Consider the following 16904-nt stretch of genomic DNA (forward strand, 5'->3'; position numbering starts at 1 on the left):
AAATCACTTCCCTCCAGAATTACTGGAGGGAGTGATTATTTATTAAAATCTTAAATTTTTATAATGATTAGAATTTCAGTTTTATTTTTAGCTTTTACTTTTTTTAGCTGTGGATCGAATGCTGACAAGGGGAAAGAAAATACGGAGGAAAATACTTCTGGCGTTGCTGCATTAACAGATGAGCAGCTTTTGGATGCTGTTCAAAAACAAACTTTTAAATACTTTTGGGATTATGCAGAACCAAATTCTGGATTAGCCAGAGAACGTTACCATCCAGATGGGGTTTATCCTGAAAACGATTCTAATATCGTAACAACAGGTGGCTCAGGTTTTGGATTAATGGCACTTGTTTCTGGAATGTCACAAGGTTATATTACAAAAGAACAAGGAGTAGAAAGACTTAACAAAATAGCAGATTTTTTAGGCAAAGCAGATCGTTTTCACGGAGCATGGTCACATTGGATTGACGGAAATACAGGAAAGGTAAAACCTTTTGGAACCAAGGATAATGGAGGAGATTTAGTTGAAACCTCATTTTTGGTTGCGGGAATGATTACCGTTCGTGAATATCTTAAAGATGGTTCTGAAAAAGAAAAAGCAGTTGCTCAAAAATTTGACGAGCTTTGGAAAGGGGTTGAATGGAATTGGTATACCAATAATAAAAATGTTTTATACTGGCACTGGTCTCCTAATTATGCTTGGCAGATGGATTTTCCTCTACAAGGATATAATGAATGCCTTATTACTTATGTAATGGCTGCTTCTTCACCAACCCATACAATCGATGCAAAAGCGTATCATGAAGGATGGGCTAGAAGTGGAGGTATTGTTTCTTCAAAAACAAAATATAATCTCCCACTTATTTTAAAACACAATGGGGCAGAAGAATTTGGTGGTCCATTATTCTGGGCGCATTATTCTTATGTAGGATTAGATCCAAACCAATTGAGCGATAAATATGCTAACTATTGGGATTTAAACGTAAATCAGACCAAAATCAATTACCAATATTGTGTAGAAAATCCGAAGAAAATTGCTGGATATGGCCCTGAATATTGGGGATTAACAGCGTCATATTCAAGAAACCCTGACGGTTCTATTGGGTACAATGCACACATGCCAAGTAACGATCAAGGTGTAATTTCGCCAACAGCTGCTATCAGTTCAATCGTATATACGCCAAAAGAATCGATGACATTTATCCGCAATTTATATGAAAATCATAAAGAGGAAACTTGGGGAAATGCAGGTTTTTATGATGCATTTAGTTTAGGAAATAAATGGGTAGCAAAACGCTATTTAGCAATTGATCAAGGCCCTGAAGTGGTAATGATTGAGAATTACAGAACAGGATTGTTATGGAAACTGTTTATGAATGCACCAGAAGTAAAACAAGGTTTAACAAAACTTGGATTTAAATCTGGTAAATACGGAATCTAAGTTTCTATGAAGAATAAATTAGCCTTTATATTTCTGTTATTTTCTATCGTTGTTTTTGGACAGAGTGAAACAACAGGAAAAATAAATACAGTTATAATGTCTAAATATGAGCTTGGATATGTTTTGCATCGTCCAGCGAATGTTAAAGAGAAAAAGCCTCTAATTGTTTTTATTTCTGGAGACGGAGAAAAAGGAACAGACCTTGAAAAAGTAAAAATTAATGGTCCTTTAAAATATTTAAAAACACATCAATTAGACACTTATGTTTTGGCGCCGCAATGCAAGGAAGATGAAAATTGGGATATCGAATCGATTTATCAGCTGATTGTAAAAATTCAGAAAGAGAATAAAATTGATTCAGAAAGAATATATGTTACTGGTTTGAGCTCAGGAGGTTGGGCTTCTTGGAATTTGGCTTTTGCACATCCAGATCTATTTGCCGCAAATGTACCTGTCGCTGGCTTTGTAGATTTGATTCAGTTAGAAAAAACTTGTGAAATAGCCAATATTCCAACCAGAATTTACCACGGACTTTTAGATGATGTGGTCAATGTCAATTATGCAATCGCGATTTATAAAGAATTGAAAAAATGCAATGCAAAAGATGTTAAGCTGACCATTTTTGATGATGCGAATCACGACAGCTGGACAAGAGTTTATGATAATGCAGCAATCTACGATTGGATGTTGCAGCAGAAGAAAACGAATACAAACAAATAAATAGAATAGAATGAAAAACAAATTAGTCTTACTTTTTTTAGGATGCGCTGTTTTGGGTTATGCTCAAAAAAAGCCTGCTAAAAATACAGTAAAAATTAAACCAAAGTCTGAATTTGTGGCGGAGTTGATGTCAAAAATGACTTTAGACGAGAAATTGGGCCAGTTAAATTTGCCAACATCTGGAGATATTACAACAGGACAGGCAAACAGCTCAAATGTGGCAAAAAATATTGCTGAAGGAAAAGTGGGTGGTTTGTTTAACATTAAATCTGTTCAAAAAATTAAAGAAGTGCAGAAAATTGCGGTTGAAAAAAGCCGTTTAAAAATTCCGTTGCTTTTTGGTATGGACGTTATTCATGGTTACGAAACAACGTTCCCAATTCCACTAGGATTATCTTGTACTTGGGATATGGGCTTAATCGAAAGAAGTGCTCAAATCGCTGCTAAAGAAGCAAGTGCAGACGGAATCAACTGGACGTTCTCTCCAATGGTTGACATTTCTCGTGATCCAAGATGGGGAAGAGTTTCTGAAGGTTCTGGAGAAGATCCATATTTAGGAAGCCAGATCGCAAAAGCAATGGTTAACGGTTACCAACAGCGCGATCTTTCTAAGAATAATTCAATTTTAGCGTGTGTAAAACACTTCGCTTTATACGGAGCTCCAGAAGGAGGACGTGATTACAACACCGTAGACATGAGCCACATTAGAATGTTTAATGACTATTTTCCTCCTTACAAAGCTGCTGTTGATGCAGGTGTAGGTTCTGTAATGGCATCTTTCAACGAAGTTGACGGAATTCCAGCAACAGGGAACAAATGGTTAATGACAGATGTTTTAAGAAAACAATGGGGATTCAAAGGATTTGTGGTAACAGATTTTACTGGAATTCCTGAAATGATTCCACACGGGATGGGAGATCTTCAAGATGTTTCAGCTTTAGCTTTAAATGCTGGTGTTGAGATGGATATGGTTGGAGAAGGTTTCTTAGGTACTTTGAAAAAATCTTTAGACGAAGGAAGAGTAAAAATCGAAACAATCGACAATGCTGTGAAACTTATCTTAGAAGCGAAATACGATTTAGGATTATTCCAAGATCCCTACAAATACTGTGATGAAAAAAGAGCTAAAACGGAGATTTTCACAACAGACAGTAGAAAAGAAGCTCGTTCAATTGCGGCTCAATCTTTAGTATTATTAAAAAATCAAAACCAAGTTTTACCACTTAAAAAATCTGGAACTATTGGTTTAATCGGACCATTGGCAGATGCTAAAGAAAACATGCCAGGAACCTGGTCTGTGGCAACAAAAATGGAAAATGCGGTTTCTTTATTAAGAGGAATTAAAGAAGTTGCAGGGGCTGAAACTAAAGTTTTATATGCTAAAGGAAGTAATTTAGATTATGATGAAACTTTTGAAACAAACGCTACAATGTTTGGAAAAACATTACACCGTGACGCTCGTACAAAAGAAGAATTATTAGCAGAAGCTTTAAAAGTAGCAGAGCAGTCAGATGTAATTGTGGCGGCTTTAGGAGAATCTGCAGAAATGAGCGGAGAATCAAGCAGCCGTACGAATTTAGAAATTCCACAAGCGCAAAAAGATTTATTAAACGCTTTATTGAAAACAGGAAAACCAGTTGTATTAGTTTTATTCGACGGACGTCCGCTAGTAATTACTGACGAAGAAAAAACAGTTCCTGCTATTTTAAACGCTTGGTTTGCTGGTACAGAAGCAGGTTATGCTATTGCTGATGTATTATTTGGAGATGTAAATCCTTCAGGAAAATTAACTTCAACTTTCCCAAGAAGTGTTGGTCAATTGCCGATTTACTACGCACACAAAAACACTGGAAGACCGCTTGAGAATAAAGAAGGAAAATTCGAAAAATTCAGATCAAATTATATTGACGAAAGAAACGAGCCTTTATTCCCATTCGGATTCGGTTTAAGCTACACCACTTTTGATTATTCAAACTTGAAAATTTCTTCAGATAAAATGAATGCATCTGGAAAATTGAAAGTAACAGTTGAGGTAACAAACACTGGAAATTTTGACGGAAAAGAAACCGTTCAATTATACATTAGAGATTTAGTTGGTTCAGTAACAAGACCAGTTAGAGAACTAAAAGGTTTCCAAAAAATAGCACTTAAAAAAGGTGAAAAACAAACCGTAAGTTTTGACATTACTGTTGAAGATTTAAAATTCTACAACTCTGATTTACAATTTGTAGCAGAGCCAGGGCAGTTTGATATTTTCGTTGGCGGAAATTCAAATGCCGATAAGAAAGTTAGTTTTGAGTTAACTAAATAGTTGGTTTATTTGATTAGTGAAAAGCCCTTCATTTGGAGGGCTTTTTTTCTAAAATGGATGACCTTTTTGTAATTTTTTAACTACGATTATTATGAATACTTTGAAAATATTTACCGCTGTATGTCTGATTGTTTTTTCATACAGTAATGCACAAAAAAATGCTATCGTAGCACATCGCGGAGCTTGGAAAAAGAATAATCTGCCAGAAAACTCGATTGCGGCTTTAAGACATGCAATCGATCTTAAATTGCCGGGTTCAGAATTTGATGTTTGGAGAACTGCAGATGATTCGCTTGTAATCAATCACGATGCGCATTATAACAAACTGCTTATTGAAGAAACAAATTATGCAGATTTGATAAAATTTAAACTTTCTAACGGAGAAAAACTTCCAACACTTCATGAATATATTTCAGAAGGAATGCGAAACAACAAACACACGCTTTTGGTTTGTGAAATCAAACCTTCAGAAATTAGTAAAGAAAGAGGACAAAAAACGGGTGTAGCAGCAGTCGAAACCATTAAAAAATTAAAAGCCAATAAAAATACCTGCTACATCAGTTTTGATTATGATATTCTAAAGAAAATCAGATCCATAGATTCTAAAACTTCCTTGCAATATTTGGAAGGAAACAAATCCCCAAAAGAAGTAAAAGCTGATAAAATTAATGGGGTCGATTATCATTATTCTGTCTTTCAAAAACATCCAGAATGGATACAAGAAGCAAAAGATAACAAAGTTATTCTAAATGCTTGGACTGTAAATGATGCTAAGGATATGGATTGGATTATTGAACATAAATTCAATTACATTACCACAAACGAACCCGAACTTTTGAAGGAAAGAAAGGAGCTTAAAAAATAAGCTCAAAACTTAACTAAAGAAATCTAACCATGAAGAATATATTTAAACAAATTAAGCCATTTGTAATGTTTTCGATGCTTTTCGGAAGCGGTCTTATGGCGCAAAATTCTGGTAAAACAGAATGGTTTGATCCTAACAGACCAGCAACAACTTATTGTAATCCGATCAATATCGGATACAATTTTACAACACACAATCATAATAGAATTCCAGAATCACGCCGTTCAAGCGCCGATCCGGTTATTATAACTTACAAAGGCGAATATTATTTATTTGCTACCAATCAGGCAGGTTTTTTTTGGAGTAAGGACATGTCAGATTGGAATTTCGTTTACGGAAGTTTCCAAAGACAGCCAGGCGACGACGATCAGTGCGCTCCAGCGGCTTGGGTTGTAAACGATACTTTATTTTATGTAGGTTCGACTTGGAAAAGAGATCATCCGATTTGGAAAACAGCAGATCCAAAATCTGGAAGATGGACACGCCACGTAGACAAAGCAATGCTGCCAACTTGGGATCCAGCAATTTTTCAAGATGACGATAAAAAAGTATACATGTACTACGGTTCAAGCGGAAAATTGCCGTTAGTGGGAGTTGAGGTAGATTATAATACTTGGCTTCCAAAAGGAAATCAAGCCGATTACGCGACATTGTACAAAGCTACTGAAGTAGAAGATATTCAGCGTCCTTACGGGCAGATCAAAGAAGTTGCTATTCTTGATCCTTCAGCTCACGGATGGGAACGTTTTGGACCAAATAATGATATGGAGCCAGCGCCGTGGGGGAATTTCATTGAAGGGGCTTGGATGACCAAACATAACGGAAAATATTATATGCAGTACGGAGCACCTGCAACCGAATTTAAAGGTTATGCAAACGGTGTTCATGTTGGCGATAATCCGCTAGGGCCATTTACGTATCAAAAGCACAATCCAATGTCTTACAAACCAGGCGGATTTGTAATTGGAGCGGGACACGGAAATACTTTTGCTGATAATTATGGGAATTATTGGAATACAGGAACGTGTAAAATTTCTATAAAAGACCGTTTTGAGCGTCGCATTGATATGTTTCCTGCGGGATTTGACAAAGATGATGTCATGTATTCAATTACTGCTTACGGAGATTTTCCAATCGTTTTGCCTACAAGCGAGCGCGATCAGACCAAAGGCGCTTCATCTGGATGGATGCTGCTTTCGTACAAAAAGCCTGTAACAGTTTCTTCTTCTGAAGAATGTATGGAAGTAGAAACGCACAGAATGGATCACGGCGGTAAAAAAGTGTATGAAAAATTCTGTTACGGGGCTGAAAATCTTACAGACGAAAACATTCAAACCTATTGGTCTGCTAAAACAGCTAATCCGGGAGAATGGCTTCAAATGGATCTAGGAAGACCAATGGAAATCAATGCCCTTCAGATTAACTACGCAGACCATAAAGCAACACAGTTTAATAAAGCAATGGATATTTATTATCAGTATAAAATCTTTATGTCTGATGATGCTCAAAATTGGACTTTGGTTGTAGATAAATCTAAAAACGATAAAGATGCACCTCATGATTATGTAGAGCTTTCAAAACCATTTAAAGCGCGTTACATTAAAATGGAAAACATTCATAATGCATCTGGATTATTTGCAATTTCAGATTTCAGAGTTTTCGGAAACGGATTGGCAGCAAAACCAAAAGCGGTTGCTTCTTTCAAAGTAGACAGAAACAAGGCAGATTCTAGAAATGCTATGATTTCGTGGAAAAAACAAACGGATGCAATTGGTTATAATATTTATTACGGAATTGCTCCAGACAAATTGTACAACAGCATTATGGTTTATGGAGATAGTACGTATGACTTTAGAGGTTTAGATAAAGGAACAAAGTATTATTTCACTATAGAACCTTTTAATGAAAACGGGATCGGAACAAAAAATAAGATTATAGAAGTAAAATAATCTTTATTTATTGAATATATAAAAGCTCTAATTGCAAATTGAAGAATTTGCAATTAGAGCTTTTTTTTGAGAAAAGGTTGAAGAAAAAGCGCTCTAACTGTCAGGAATTTTGTTCCTTTGTGAACGTGCCCAAAGCACAATAAACTCCAAAATTACTATCAAAACTATGAAAAAAACGATTCTTTTAACTGCTTTAGTTTTAAACGGATTGACATCTTTTGCACAGACAAACGATGAAAAAAACATCAAATTATTTTACAAAAAAGCTTTAACCGAAGCTAAATGTTACACTTGGTTAGAATATTTGTCTAATGACATCGGTGCTCGTTTATCTGGATCTAAAGGAGCAGAACAAGCAGTGGATTACACTAAAAGACAATTGGAAGGTTTAGGACTTGACAAAGTTTACCTGCAAGAAGTTATGGTTCCTCATTGGGTTAGAGGAGAAAAAGAGACAGCTTATATTCTTGACGGAAAAGTGAAAACCAATGTGCCTATTTGCGCATTAGGTGGTTCTGTTGCAACGCCAAAAACAGGTCTTACTGCGGAAATTATCGAAGTTCAAGGAATTAAAGAATTAGCCGAATTAGGAGCAGATAAAGTAAAAGGAAAAATTGTTTTCTACAACAGACCAATGAATCCTGAAAACATTGAAACTTTTACTTCTTACGGTGCTTGTGTCGACCAAAGATATGCAGGAGCAAAAGAAGCGGCTAAATTAGGAGCGGTAGGAACAATTGTTCGTTCTATGAATTTACGTTTAGACGATTTTCCACATACAGGTGCGCAAAGTTACGGTGACTTGCCAAAAGAACAATATATTCCAACAGCAGCAATCAGTACAAATGGTGCAGAATTGTTGAGCAAATCTTTAAAAGTAAATCCAGCTTTAAAATTTTATTTCAAACAATCTTGTGAGACTTTGCCAGATGCTTTGTCTTATAACGTAATTGGCGAATTGACAGGAAGTGTAACTCCAGAAAACATTATGGTTGTTGGCGGACATTTAGATTCTTGGGATTTAGCAGACGGTTCTCACGATGATGGAGCAGGAGTAGTGCAAAGTATGGAAGTAATTCGTATTTTGAAAAACTTAAACTACAAACCTAAAAATACGATTCGTGTGGTATTGTTTATGAATGAAGAGAATGGCGGAAGAGGAGGAGCTAAATATGAAGAAGTTTCAAAACAAAAGAAAGAGAATCATATTTTTGCATTAGAAAGCGATTCAGGCGGATTTTCTCCAAGAGGATTTTCAATTGAAGCTGACGATGCTAATTTGAAAAAAATACAAGGTTACAAAGATCTTTTTGAGCCTTATTTAGTGCACAGTTTTACAATTGGGCACGCAGGTTCAGATATTAGCCATTTAACGTCTCAAGCTATTGTTAAAGCAGGTTTAAAACCAGATTCTCAGCGTTATTTCGATTATCACCACGCAGCAAACGATACTTTTGATGCTATTAACAAAAGAGAGTTAGAGCTTGGTGCAGCAACAATGACTACATTAATGTATTTATTAGACCAAAACGGAATCGAAATCAAAAAAGCGAATTAAGATTCTAATTATAAACAACGAAAAGCCATAAGTTTTACTTGTGGCTTTTTTGTTTGAATTCCGTAGGAATGATTCCTATTGTAGCGACGTCCCGATAGCTATCGGGATTAATCCGTCTGAGGTGGGTGAATGTGCCAATTATGATTTCATCACAATCAAATAATAAAAAAATAGAATTGGAATATTAGAAAGTAAGATTAGAATTTTCATTCCAATATCTTTTCGGTGTTGAGGTAAATGAATAAACTTTTCCATTAAATGAAAAAACATGATCGTATTGACAACAATGCCAGCCAAAGCAAATGGCCAAGCAATAACCAAAACCATTGCATTTCCATGTGAAAGAATGTAGAGCATAAATAAAAGTGTGCTGATGATAAAGGTTCCAACAGCTAATTCAATAGACTGTTTTTCTTCAAAAGGATTATGAATTGTTTTCATGATTTTTAAATTTTAAAAGTTTGCTGAATAGTTAGAATAGGCATCCAAAGCATTTTTGAGAAATCCATATAATGAAAAGAATGTGCTTGTTTCCCTCTTTTAAACTGTTGAATGAAATACCTCATTCGTTTCGGATAGAAAACAGTGCCAGTTAAAATAACCAAAAACAAATACAAGCTTGTTTTTCCATTTCCAAGTAAATAATACTGCATTCCGATTTCTTCATAAACGCTTACGCCTGTATTGGTCAAAACATGAATAATGTCGTGATCTTCCAGTTTTTCCTGAAGATCAAAATGATTTTTGTATAGAAAATTTCCCAGCCCAAATCCTAAAGTTCCCTCTGGATAATCCATTAAACTATCTTTGTCAATATTCCAAGGTTCATTTTTCTTGAAATATTTCTGATAGGGTTTTTTAGAGCATTCATACAGTTTTTCAATTAAATAGTCTCTCATAGGTTAGTTTTAAAAGTTCTTTGAATTTCAAAGTAAAATGATAAATAAAAAAGCTAGAAATCATAAAGCAATCTAGCTTTTAAAATATATTAATAAGTATTTATTACGGTTTTCAAAATATCAGAATCGGCAATATCAGAAGGAGCAACCACTTTTTCTTCTAATGGTATATTGTTACCATAACGCTCTTTCAATATTTTCTGAACTCTCGGATCTGTTAAATTGAAATCTTTCAGCTCACGAAGTTTAGATAACTCAATTCCTGCCGCATTTTTATAGATTTTCCAGATCAATTCAGAGCAGTAAATTCTGTTATCCGTCCATTCAAAATAAGCATCATATTCTTTACCATCAAATCGTTGACTGTAATCTTTCATTTTCTGTAAAACTTCAGGTTTTAAAACTCTTTCATCTTTCAATCGTTTCACCACATATTTGCTATCTCTTCCATGTTTAATCCAATCTTCAAGAGGTGTTAGTTTTACAGGCTGAACAGCTTCAAAAACAAACCATTTTCCGTTAATATCATAAATAATTCCACAATGAGAAAACTTCGAGTTCGTTGCAATACGAACTGCTTCACATTGCTTAGATTCTGAAGTCTGAAAAATCAAATCGCCATCTTTAAACTTACTTGCTACCGTTTTTTCTGTTTTAGATTTACCAGTAAATGGATTATTAGGAAAAACTTTTATCGCAACAAATAAGGCACAGCCAAAACTCAAAATAAAAGTGATGATGGGAAATAGATATTTTTTGCTTTTCATAAAGTATAATTTTAAAGTACTTTGAGTTACAAAGTAAATAATAAAAAAAATAGCTGCCAAATAAAATGACAGCTATTTTTATAAATATATTTTACGAAATATTAGATTCTAAAAATACCCCCAACAGCAATAATACGTTGGAAATAAGTAAAGTGCTGAGAAGCTTTATCCTCAGGACTTGTTGTAGTTTTAATATCCTGCATGTTGATGTAACCACCTTTTAGCTCTCCTTGAAGATAGAAGTGTTTAAAAAAGGTAATGTTTAAACCTGCTTTTGCAGAAACACCGTAACCAGAAACGTGAAAATCATCATGACGTTCTTTACCTAAAAGTGTAGTATTTGTTTTTGGATACAAAATACCAGCTCCTAATCCTTCAGTTAAATTAATTTGAACTTTATCAATATTTGGCAGTCCAAACCATTTTGAAATGTCATCAAATCTTGCCACTTCGGTATGAACGTAGTTTAAACCGTCAGTGTGCTCATACATTAAAAAAGCAGGACCATCTAAATTAATATCACCTTTACCGTAACCGCCTTCCCTAGCACCACCTTGAGACATGTCTACAGGTCTGTTATTGTATTCCCCATTGTAGATTGACCCAGGATCATTTTCAGGCAAATTGATATTTCCGTTTACGTTTGCAATTTGATTCTGTGACATTACGTACTTCATGTGGTCTACACCAATTGAAACACTGTAATGATCGCTGAAAAAGTAACCAAATCTCAAATTTGTTTGAGGAATAGTCATGTTAGCAGGATTTATATAGTCCACGTGCCAACCTTTTGGTTTGTCATGAGCTTGCATATTTTCAACTGTAAAGTTGTAATCTTTACCTCTAAAGTTTACATCAGATTTTGAGTAGCTTTCTCTATTTCCGCCCCACATTACAAAGAATTTTCCTTTATTGTGAGCAGCGTATTTTTGTACTGGTATTTCTTCCTGAGCAAATGTGTTTAGAGAAACACAAGCCAGTAAGAAAAATAAAATTTTTGTTTTCAAAGAACTTAGTATTATAATTTTTAGAATGCGTTAACTGTTTTTCTGATAGCAACTAACTTGTTCATTAAACCTTCAAAATAGTCTAAATGAAGCATATTAGCACCATCACTTTTTGCGTTAGCAGGATCAAAATGAGTTTCAATAAAAATCCCATCAACACCAACTGCAATTCCCGCCTTAGCAACGGTTTCGATCATGTCAGGTCTTCCTCCTGTAACTCCAGCAGTTTGATTTGGCTGTTGTAAAGAGTGCGTTACGTCTAGAACTGTAGAAGCATATTGTTGCATAGTAGGAATTCCTCTAAAATCAACAATCATATCTTGGTAGCCAAACATAGTACCGCGATCTGTAACCATTACATTTTCGTTATTGCAATCTAATACCTTCTGAACAGCATGTTTCATGCTCTCCGGACTCATAAATTGTCCTTTTTTCAAGTTTACTACTTTTCCAGTGTTGGCAGCTGCTACAACAAGATCAGTTTGGCGAACTAAAAATGCAGGAATTTGTAAAACGTCAACGTACTGTGCTGCCATGTCAGCATCTTCGTTTGTATGGATATCTGTAACTGTCGGAACATGAAAAGTTTCTGAAACTTTTCTTAAGATTTTTAAAGCTTTTTCGTCACCAATTCCAGAGAAACTATCAATTCTAGATCGGTTTGCTTTTTTAAAAGACCCTTTAAAAACATAAGGAATTTGAAGTTTGTCGGTAATACCAACTAATTTTTCAGCAATTCTCAATGCCATTTCTTCTCCTTCAATAGCGCAAGGCCCAGCAAGTAAAAAGAAATTTCCGCTTTCAGTATGCTTAATTTGTGGAATATTGTGTATGTTCATCATATGAATTTTTGGTAGTGCAAAGGTAGGTATGATTTATGAGTTTCAGATTAAGATTTAAGATTATTTTATGAAGCTATTCCTGCTATCCGCTACAATCTTTTTATCGTAATCCTTTTTTTCTTGGTCGTTGCAGGAGCTTCCGTTGGTCGCTCTGCAACGACCAGAAAAAATAGGCTTTCTCAAAAAAGGATTTCCGCTCCTATCAGGGCTAGGAGTTTAGTGGAATTAAGAAAAATTAAGTTAAATGGTTTTCTTTTAATCAAAATTAGCGTTCCAATTTCTTGTCTCTAAATCTCTTAATAAAAAATTGTACGACAATTGTCAGTAAAAGTAATAGTACAGCCAGGAAATTTGCTGCTACAATAGGAAGCATAATCAAACCGCATCTGGTTTGAAATTCAGGATTAGCATTTATATTTTCTGATGCGATATAAACCGAAAGAAAAGACAGCAGAATTTGAAGCAAAACAGTTGTGATGCTAATAGGAACGAATTTTAGGTTTGTCGTTTTATTAATCGCTTTAGTGCCCCAGATTATCTGAATCAATAAAGGAATTAGAAGTAATACAAAAGGAGAGATTCCGTACATCGTAAATTTTTTATTGAGGATTTTATTGTTTTAACCTCAATCCCATCGGAACCATTAAAATTCCTTTTTCATAAATATTCAAATACAGCTTCACAGGTTTTTTCTGTCCATCCCATTTTAATTCGTATACGTTCAAAAATCCGGCGCCCATATTGCTTCTTTTAGTAGGGAAAGGGCAGCAGGTTTCTAATCTTTCATACGTTATTTTTTCACCATTTGGACCTGCCAATGCGTTTAAGAAACGTGTTTCATTTAAAGCCTCATTGTTCGTATTTTGAAAAAATATATTAATAGGATAATCTGGATCGTAACCGTACTTTTTATCTTTAGCAAATTGTGTTATAGCAAAAGTATTATCCTTCTTCAAAATCAAATCTGGTGCATTGTCATCCACATTTTTTAAAGTCGATTTTGTGCTTACGCAAGAAGAGGCGCTAATTAATAAAACAATTAAAAGAGCTATTTTTTTCATGGTTGAGGTTATTGCAAAAGTTAAACGGTTTGCTGTATTTTTTTCGGATTTAGCCTTAAAACACCAACTACAATCAGATATTGTGCCAGAAGATACGTTAGCATAATAAAAAAGGAACTTTTAGGAATTGGAGCATAAAATTTATTTACGGCCAAAATGCTGTCAGAAGCAATAAAGAAAATGGCGCCTAAAAACACAAGCTGATTGCCTGGTTTTTCCCAAACTAAAAATCCGTTAAAAGCAAATAAAAGCATAATTGAAATTACCGAAGCGTAAATAGAAACTGGAATTTCAAGATCTCCCAAATAAGGCATTAAAACGGCTACCATTCCAATTAAATAGACAGCAATTAAGATGCTTCCCAATATAAAAACAGGTTTGTTTTGCTTTTTTCTGATTCTTTTCTGCCTATTAAAAAGAATGCAGTAGATGATATGTGCCGTTAGAAAAAATACGAGTCCTAGAATAAAATAAATTTCGCCAAGATCTGTAAAAAGCAGAATAACGTCTCCAAGCCATGAAAGTGCGAGCGCCGCCAATAAAATATTCTGACTTGGAAATTTTCTATAAAAATAAGCTCCAAATCCTATGATTGGTATTAGAATCGGTTTAAGAAAGAGATCAAAACGCTCGTAACCGCAAAGCAGAAGTATCAGGTAAACTATACTAAATGCGACATAGATTTTAAAAAAAGAGGAGTTTCTCATAATAGGGGTTATGAATTGATATATTGGTTTTGGTTGGTTTTAAATTCAAAATTGACAAAATAAAGTGTCATTAAAAAAGAGATGATCAGGTAGGTAAAAATAATATAATTACCAATTGGAATTACACGATTTAAACCAAACCAATCACCATAATAGCCTACAATGCAAATTACAATCGCTAATCGTATGCCTTCCCATAAAGGTGCAAGCCTACTTTTGTCCATTAACTCTGTATAGCTATATATGGTTGCAAAAATAAAAAAGCCGTAGACAAAAATATTCGGAAGACCGATTTTTGCAATATTCTCAAACAGATAACTTACAAATAACAATGTTATTAAGACTTGGACAACAGACCAGTATATTAATTTTTGAGAATTTTGCGTGCCGTATTTTTCAAAATTAAAAACATCTTCAATTTTGTTGACAGGATACTTTTCCTCAAAATTTTCAGGACGCCAGCCTGTTGGTTTGAACCAAATGGTGAGTTTATCTTTCCATTTTGGAGCTCGCCACGCATCTTTTATCAATAAACTCAAATGCTGAAAATTTATTTTAATAGGGTTCCAAGTATTTGCAGGTCTTGTAATTCCGAAAACAGGAGGAACATCATCCAATTCTTCCTGAAAAGTGCCAAAAAGTTTGTCCCAAAAAATAAAAATCTGAGAGTGGTTTTTATCTAAATATTCTGGATTTATAGCATGATGCACACGATGATGCGATGGAGTTACCAAAATATGCTCAACAAATCCCATTTTTTTGATATGTTTAGTATGATACCAAAATTGTAAAAATAAATGAATAGGAAGCGTAATGGCAATTACCGAAGCAGGAACGCCCAATAAAGCTGCTGGAATCAATAAAAACGTAAAAAGATTAACCAGACTCGCAATAGGCTGACGCAATGCGCAGGCCAAATTGAATTCTTCGCTGCTGTGGTGTATGGCATGTTTGTTCCAAAGAAAATTAATCTGGTGCGCCAAACGATGGCTCCAATAACCGTAAAAATCAATTACAAAAAAAGCGATGAAATAGGAGAGAACACTTGGCTGTAAATGCTGCAAAGCGATTTTGGAAACCAGCCATTCATAAGAAAGAAAAGTAATGCTTAATCCCAAAACATCTTTAACCGAATTGGTAATGCCAGAACTTATGCTGGATACGCTGTCTATTAATGGAGCGGTGTCGTTCTTTTTATAAATGCCATAAATTTTTTCAATAATAATCAAAGCTAAAAAAACCGGCATTGCAATAATTAATATTTTTCCGTATTCTTCCATAAAAAAAGCATTCTATTTTTTCCAAATATAGAATAAAATAGAATGCTTTTTAAATTATTTGCAATTAAACGATTTCGGCGCTAAGACCCGCTTCTAAAAGTTGTGTGCATTGAGGTTTAAGTTTTTCAATCGGGCCTGTTTTTACAGTGCATTTCCCGTTGTAATGTACAATCAAAGAACATTGCTCGGCTTGCTCAGCGGTGTGGCTGCAAACACGCATAAGAGTATCAATTACGTGATCAAAAGTATTTACATCATCATTGTAAACAATGATCTCGTTATTAAATGCAATGGCTTCTTTTTCGCGAACTCTTTCTCTTACTTTTTCTTTAGTACTCATATTATATGGTTTTTGTACTGAATTGATTATCAGTATCTAATTTACGTATTTTAAAGATACCCAGTTGTTTCTCTGAAGCTTTTTAACATAAGTTAAACCTTTCTCAATACAGGAAGCATCGATAAACGGAATGTCCTCTTCGTAGAAACCGCTAAAAAGAATTATCCCTTTCGGATTCAAAGCATCAGCATAGGCCTGCATATCATTCAATAAAATATTTCTGTTGATGTTGGCAATAATCAAATCGTATTTTTTTCCTGCCAATAAAGCCGCATCGCCCTCATAAACGCTGATATGTTTACAATTATTGCGTTCCGCATTTTCAATGGAGTTCAAATAACACCAATTGTCAATATCAATAGCGTCGATTGGTTCTGCGCCTTTCATCTCTGCCAGAATAGCTAAAATTGCTGTTCCGCAACCCATGTCAAGTGTTTTTAAACCTTTTACGTCCATTTCTAGTAAATGCTGAATCATCATGTGAGTCGTTTCATGATGACCAGTGCCAAAACTCATTTTAGGTTCAATTACAATATCAAACTCAGCATCCGTTTTTGGATGAAAAGGAGCTCGAACGTGGCATTTTCCGTTAACATCGATTGGTTCAAAGTTTTTTTCCCATTCTTCGTTCCAGTTAATCTGATCGATTTCTTCAATTGTATATTCAATTTTAAACTCCTCAGACTGTAAAATATAAATATCATCTAGAATATTCTCATCCCATAAATCTTTCTTCACAAAAGCTGAAATTCCGTTTTCTGTTTCTGTAAAACTTTCAAACGCTTTTTCGCCCAATTCCGCCACTAAAATTTCTGACCCTAATTCTTTTGGCTCAATCGTAAAATGATATCCTAAATATATATTCGACATAAATAATTTTTTTGCAAAGATAAGAATAGAAAGTAAAAGTCTTTAGTTTTTTAAACCATATATGTGATATAAGTAAATATAAATTCTCTTTGCTGTAAGAGCTATTTTGTTTATAGAACATATAAAAAAAGGCATAAAAAAAGCGTTCGAAGAACGCTTTTTTTATGGTAAAATCTAAAATCTAAAATCTAAAATCTAAAATCTAAAATCTAAAATCTAAAATCTAAAATCTAAAATCTAAAATCTAAAATCTAAAATCTAAAATCTAAAATCTAAAATCTAAAATCT

17 protein-coding genes are annotated in these 16904 nt (G+C 34.4%); 6 read left to right on the top strand and 11 right to left on the bottom strand.

The window, feature by feature from the left end; all coding sequences use genetic code 11:
* The first annotated feature begins 63 nt into the window (after window positions 1–63).
* The 6 genes from AC3E9W_RS22350 (at window position 64) to AC3E9W_RS22375 (ending at window position 8843) form a co-directional block, all read left to right on the top strand.
* On the top strand, window positions 64–1440 hold the full coding sequence (locus tag AC3E9W_RS22350; RefSeq protein WP_488770113.1) for a glucoamylase family protein: 1377 nt from the start codon (window positions 64–66) through the stop codon (window positions 1438–1440).
* A gap of 6 nt (window positions 1441–1446) precedes the next feature.
* Window positions 1447–2160 (top strand): carboxylesterase family protein, encoded by a 714-nt coding sequence (locus AC3E9W_RS22355; RefSeq protein WP_488770114.1) that lies wholly within the window; start codon window positions 1447–1449, stop codon window positions 2158–2160.
* 10 nt (window positions 2161–2170) lie between these two features.
* Window positions 2171–4471: a beta-glucosidase BglX gene (bglX, locus tag AC3E9W_RS22360; RefSeq protein WP_488770115.1), complete on the top strand. Its 2301-nt coding sequence runs from the start codon at window positions 2171–2173 to the stop codon at window positions 4469–4471.
* 91 nt (window positions 4472–4562) lie between these two features.
* On the top strand, window positions 4563–5336 hold the full coding sequence (locus AC3E9W_RS22365; RefSeq protein WP_488770116.1) for a glycerophosphodiester phosphodiesterase family protein: 774 nt from the start codon (window positions 4563–4565) through the stop codon (window positions 5334–5336).
* Window positions 5337–5365: 29 nt separating this feature from the next.
* Complete coding sequence (locus tag AC3E9W_RS22370) at window positions 5366–7285, top strand: discoidin domain-containing protein (protein WP_488770117.1); 1920 nt, start codon at window positions 5366–5368, stop codon at window positions 7283–7285.
* 166 nt (window positions 7286–7451) lie between these two features.
* Entirely contained in the window at window positions 7452–8843 is a 1392-nt protein-coding gene (locus tag AC3E9W_RS22375) for a M20/M25/M40 family metallo-hydrolase (RefSeq protein ID WP_488770118.1), read from the top strand.
* A gap of 138 nt (window positions 8844–8981) precedes the next feature.
* On the opposite strand, the gene AC3E9W_RS22380 is transcribed toward AC3E9W_RS22375, so the two are convergent.
* From AC3E9W_RS22380 to prmA, 11 genes are all read right to left on the bottom strand, one after another.
* Window positions 8982–9284, bottom strand: coding sequence for a hypothetical protein (locus AC3E9W_RS22380; protein WP_306157593.1), 303 nt, complete (start codon window positions 9282–9284; stop codon window positions 8982–8984).
* A 5-nt stretch (window positions 9285–9289) separates the two neighbouring features.
* Entirely contained in the window at window positions 9290–9742 is a 453-nt protein-coding gene (locus AC3E9W_RS22385; protein WP_488770119.1) for a hypothetical protein, read from the bottom strand.
* A gap of 89 nt (window positions 9743–9831) precedes the next feature.
* The gene (locus tag AC3E9W_RS22390; protein ID WP_488770120.1) at window positions 9832–10509 is read right to left on the bottom strand and encodes a YiiX family permuted papain-like enzyme; all 678 of its coding nucleotides are present in this window, start codon (window positions 10507–10509) and stop codon (window positions 9832–9834) included.
* 101 nt (window positions 10510–10610) lie between these two features.
* On the bottom strand, window positions 10611–11516 hold the full coding sequence (locus AC3E9W_RS22395) for a hypothetical protein (RefSeq protein ID WP_306157599.1): 906 nt from the start codon (window positions 11514–11516) through the stop codon (window positions 10611–10613).
* Window positions 11517–11536: 20 nt separating this feature from the next.
* On the bottom strand, window positions 11537–12355 hold the full coding sequence (gene kdsA / locus AC3E9W_RS22400; protein WP_306157928.1) for a 3-deoxy-8-phosphooctulonate synthase: 819 nt from the start codon (window positions 12353–12355) through the stop codon (window positions 11537–11539).
* Window positions 12356–12623: 268 nt separating this feature from the next.
* Window positions 12624–12947, bottom strand: a complete 324-nt coding sequence (locus AC3E9W_RS22405) for a hypothetical protein (protein ID WP_488770121.1) — start codon at window positions 12945–12947, stop codon at window positions 12624–12626.
* 22 nt (window positions 12948–12969) lie between these two features.
* A complete protein-coding gene (locus tag AC3E9W_RS22410; RefSeq protein WP_456892256.1) occupies window positions 12970–13419 on the bottom strand; it encodes a 2-dehydro-3-deoxyphosphooctonate aldolase in 450 nt (149 codons plus the stop codon).
* Window positions 13420–13439: 20 nt separating this feature from the next.
* Window positions 13440–14126, bottom strand: a complete 687-nt coding sequence (locus AC3E9W_RS22415) for a lysoplasmalogenase (protein WP_488770122.1) — start codon at window positions 14124–14126, stop codon at window positions 13440–13442.
* 8 nt (window positions 14127–14134) lie between these two features.
* The gene (locus tag AC3E9W_RS22420) at window positions 14135–15406 is read right to left on the bottom strand and encodes a sterol desaturase family protein (RefSeq protein WP_488770123.1); all 1272 of its coding nucleotides are present in this window, start codon (window positions 15404–15406) and stop codon (window positions 14135–14137) included.
* A 64-nt stretch (window positions 15407–15470) separates the two neighbouring features.
* Window positions 15471–15746: an ATP-dependent Clp protease adaptor ClpS gene (locus tag AC3E9W_RS22425; RefSeq protein WP_111376979.1), complete on the bottom strand. Its 276-nt coding sequence runs from the start codon at window positions 15744–15746 to the stop codon at window positions 15471–15473.
* 36 nt (window positions 15747–15782) lie between these two features.
* On the bottom strand, window positions 15783–16616 hold the full coding sequence (prmA, locus tag AC3E9W_RS22430) for a 50S ribosomal protein L11 methyltransferase (RefSeq protein WP_488770124.1): 834 nt from the start codon (window positions 16614–16616) through the stop codon (window positions 15783–15785).
* Between the last annotated feature and the right edge of the window lie 288 nt (window positions 16617–16904).

Source organism: Flavobacterium sp. 38, assembly GCF_057799715.1.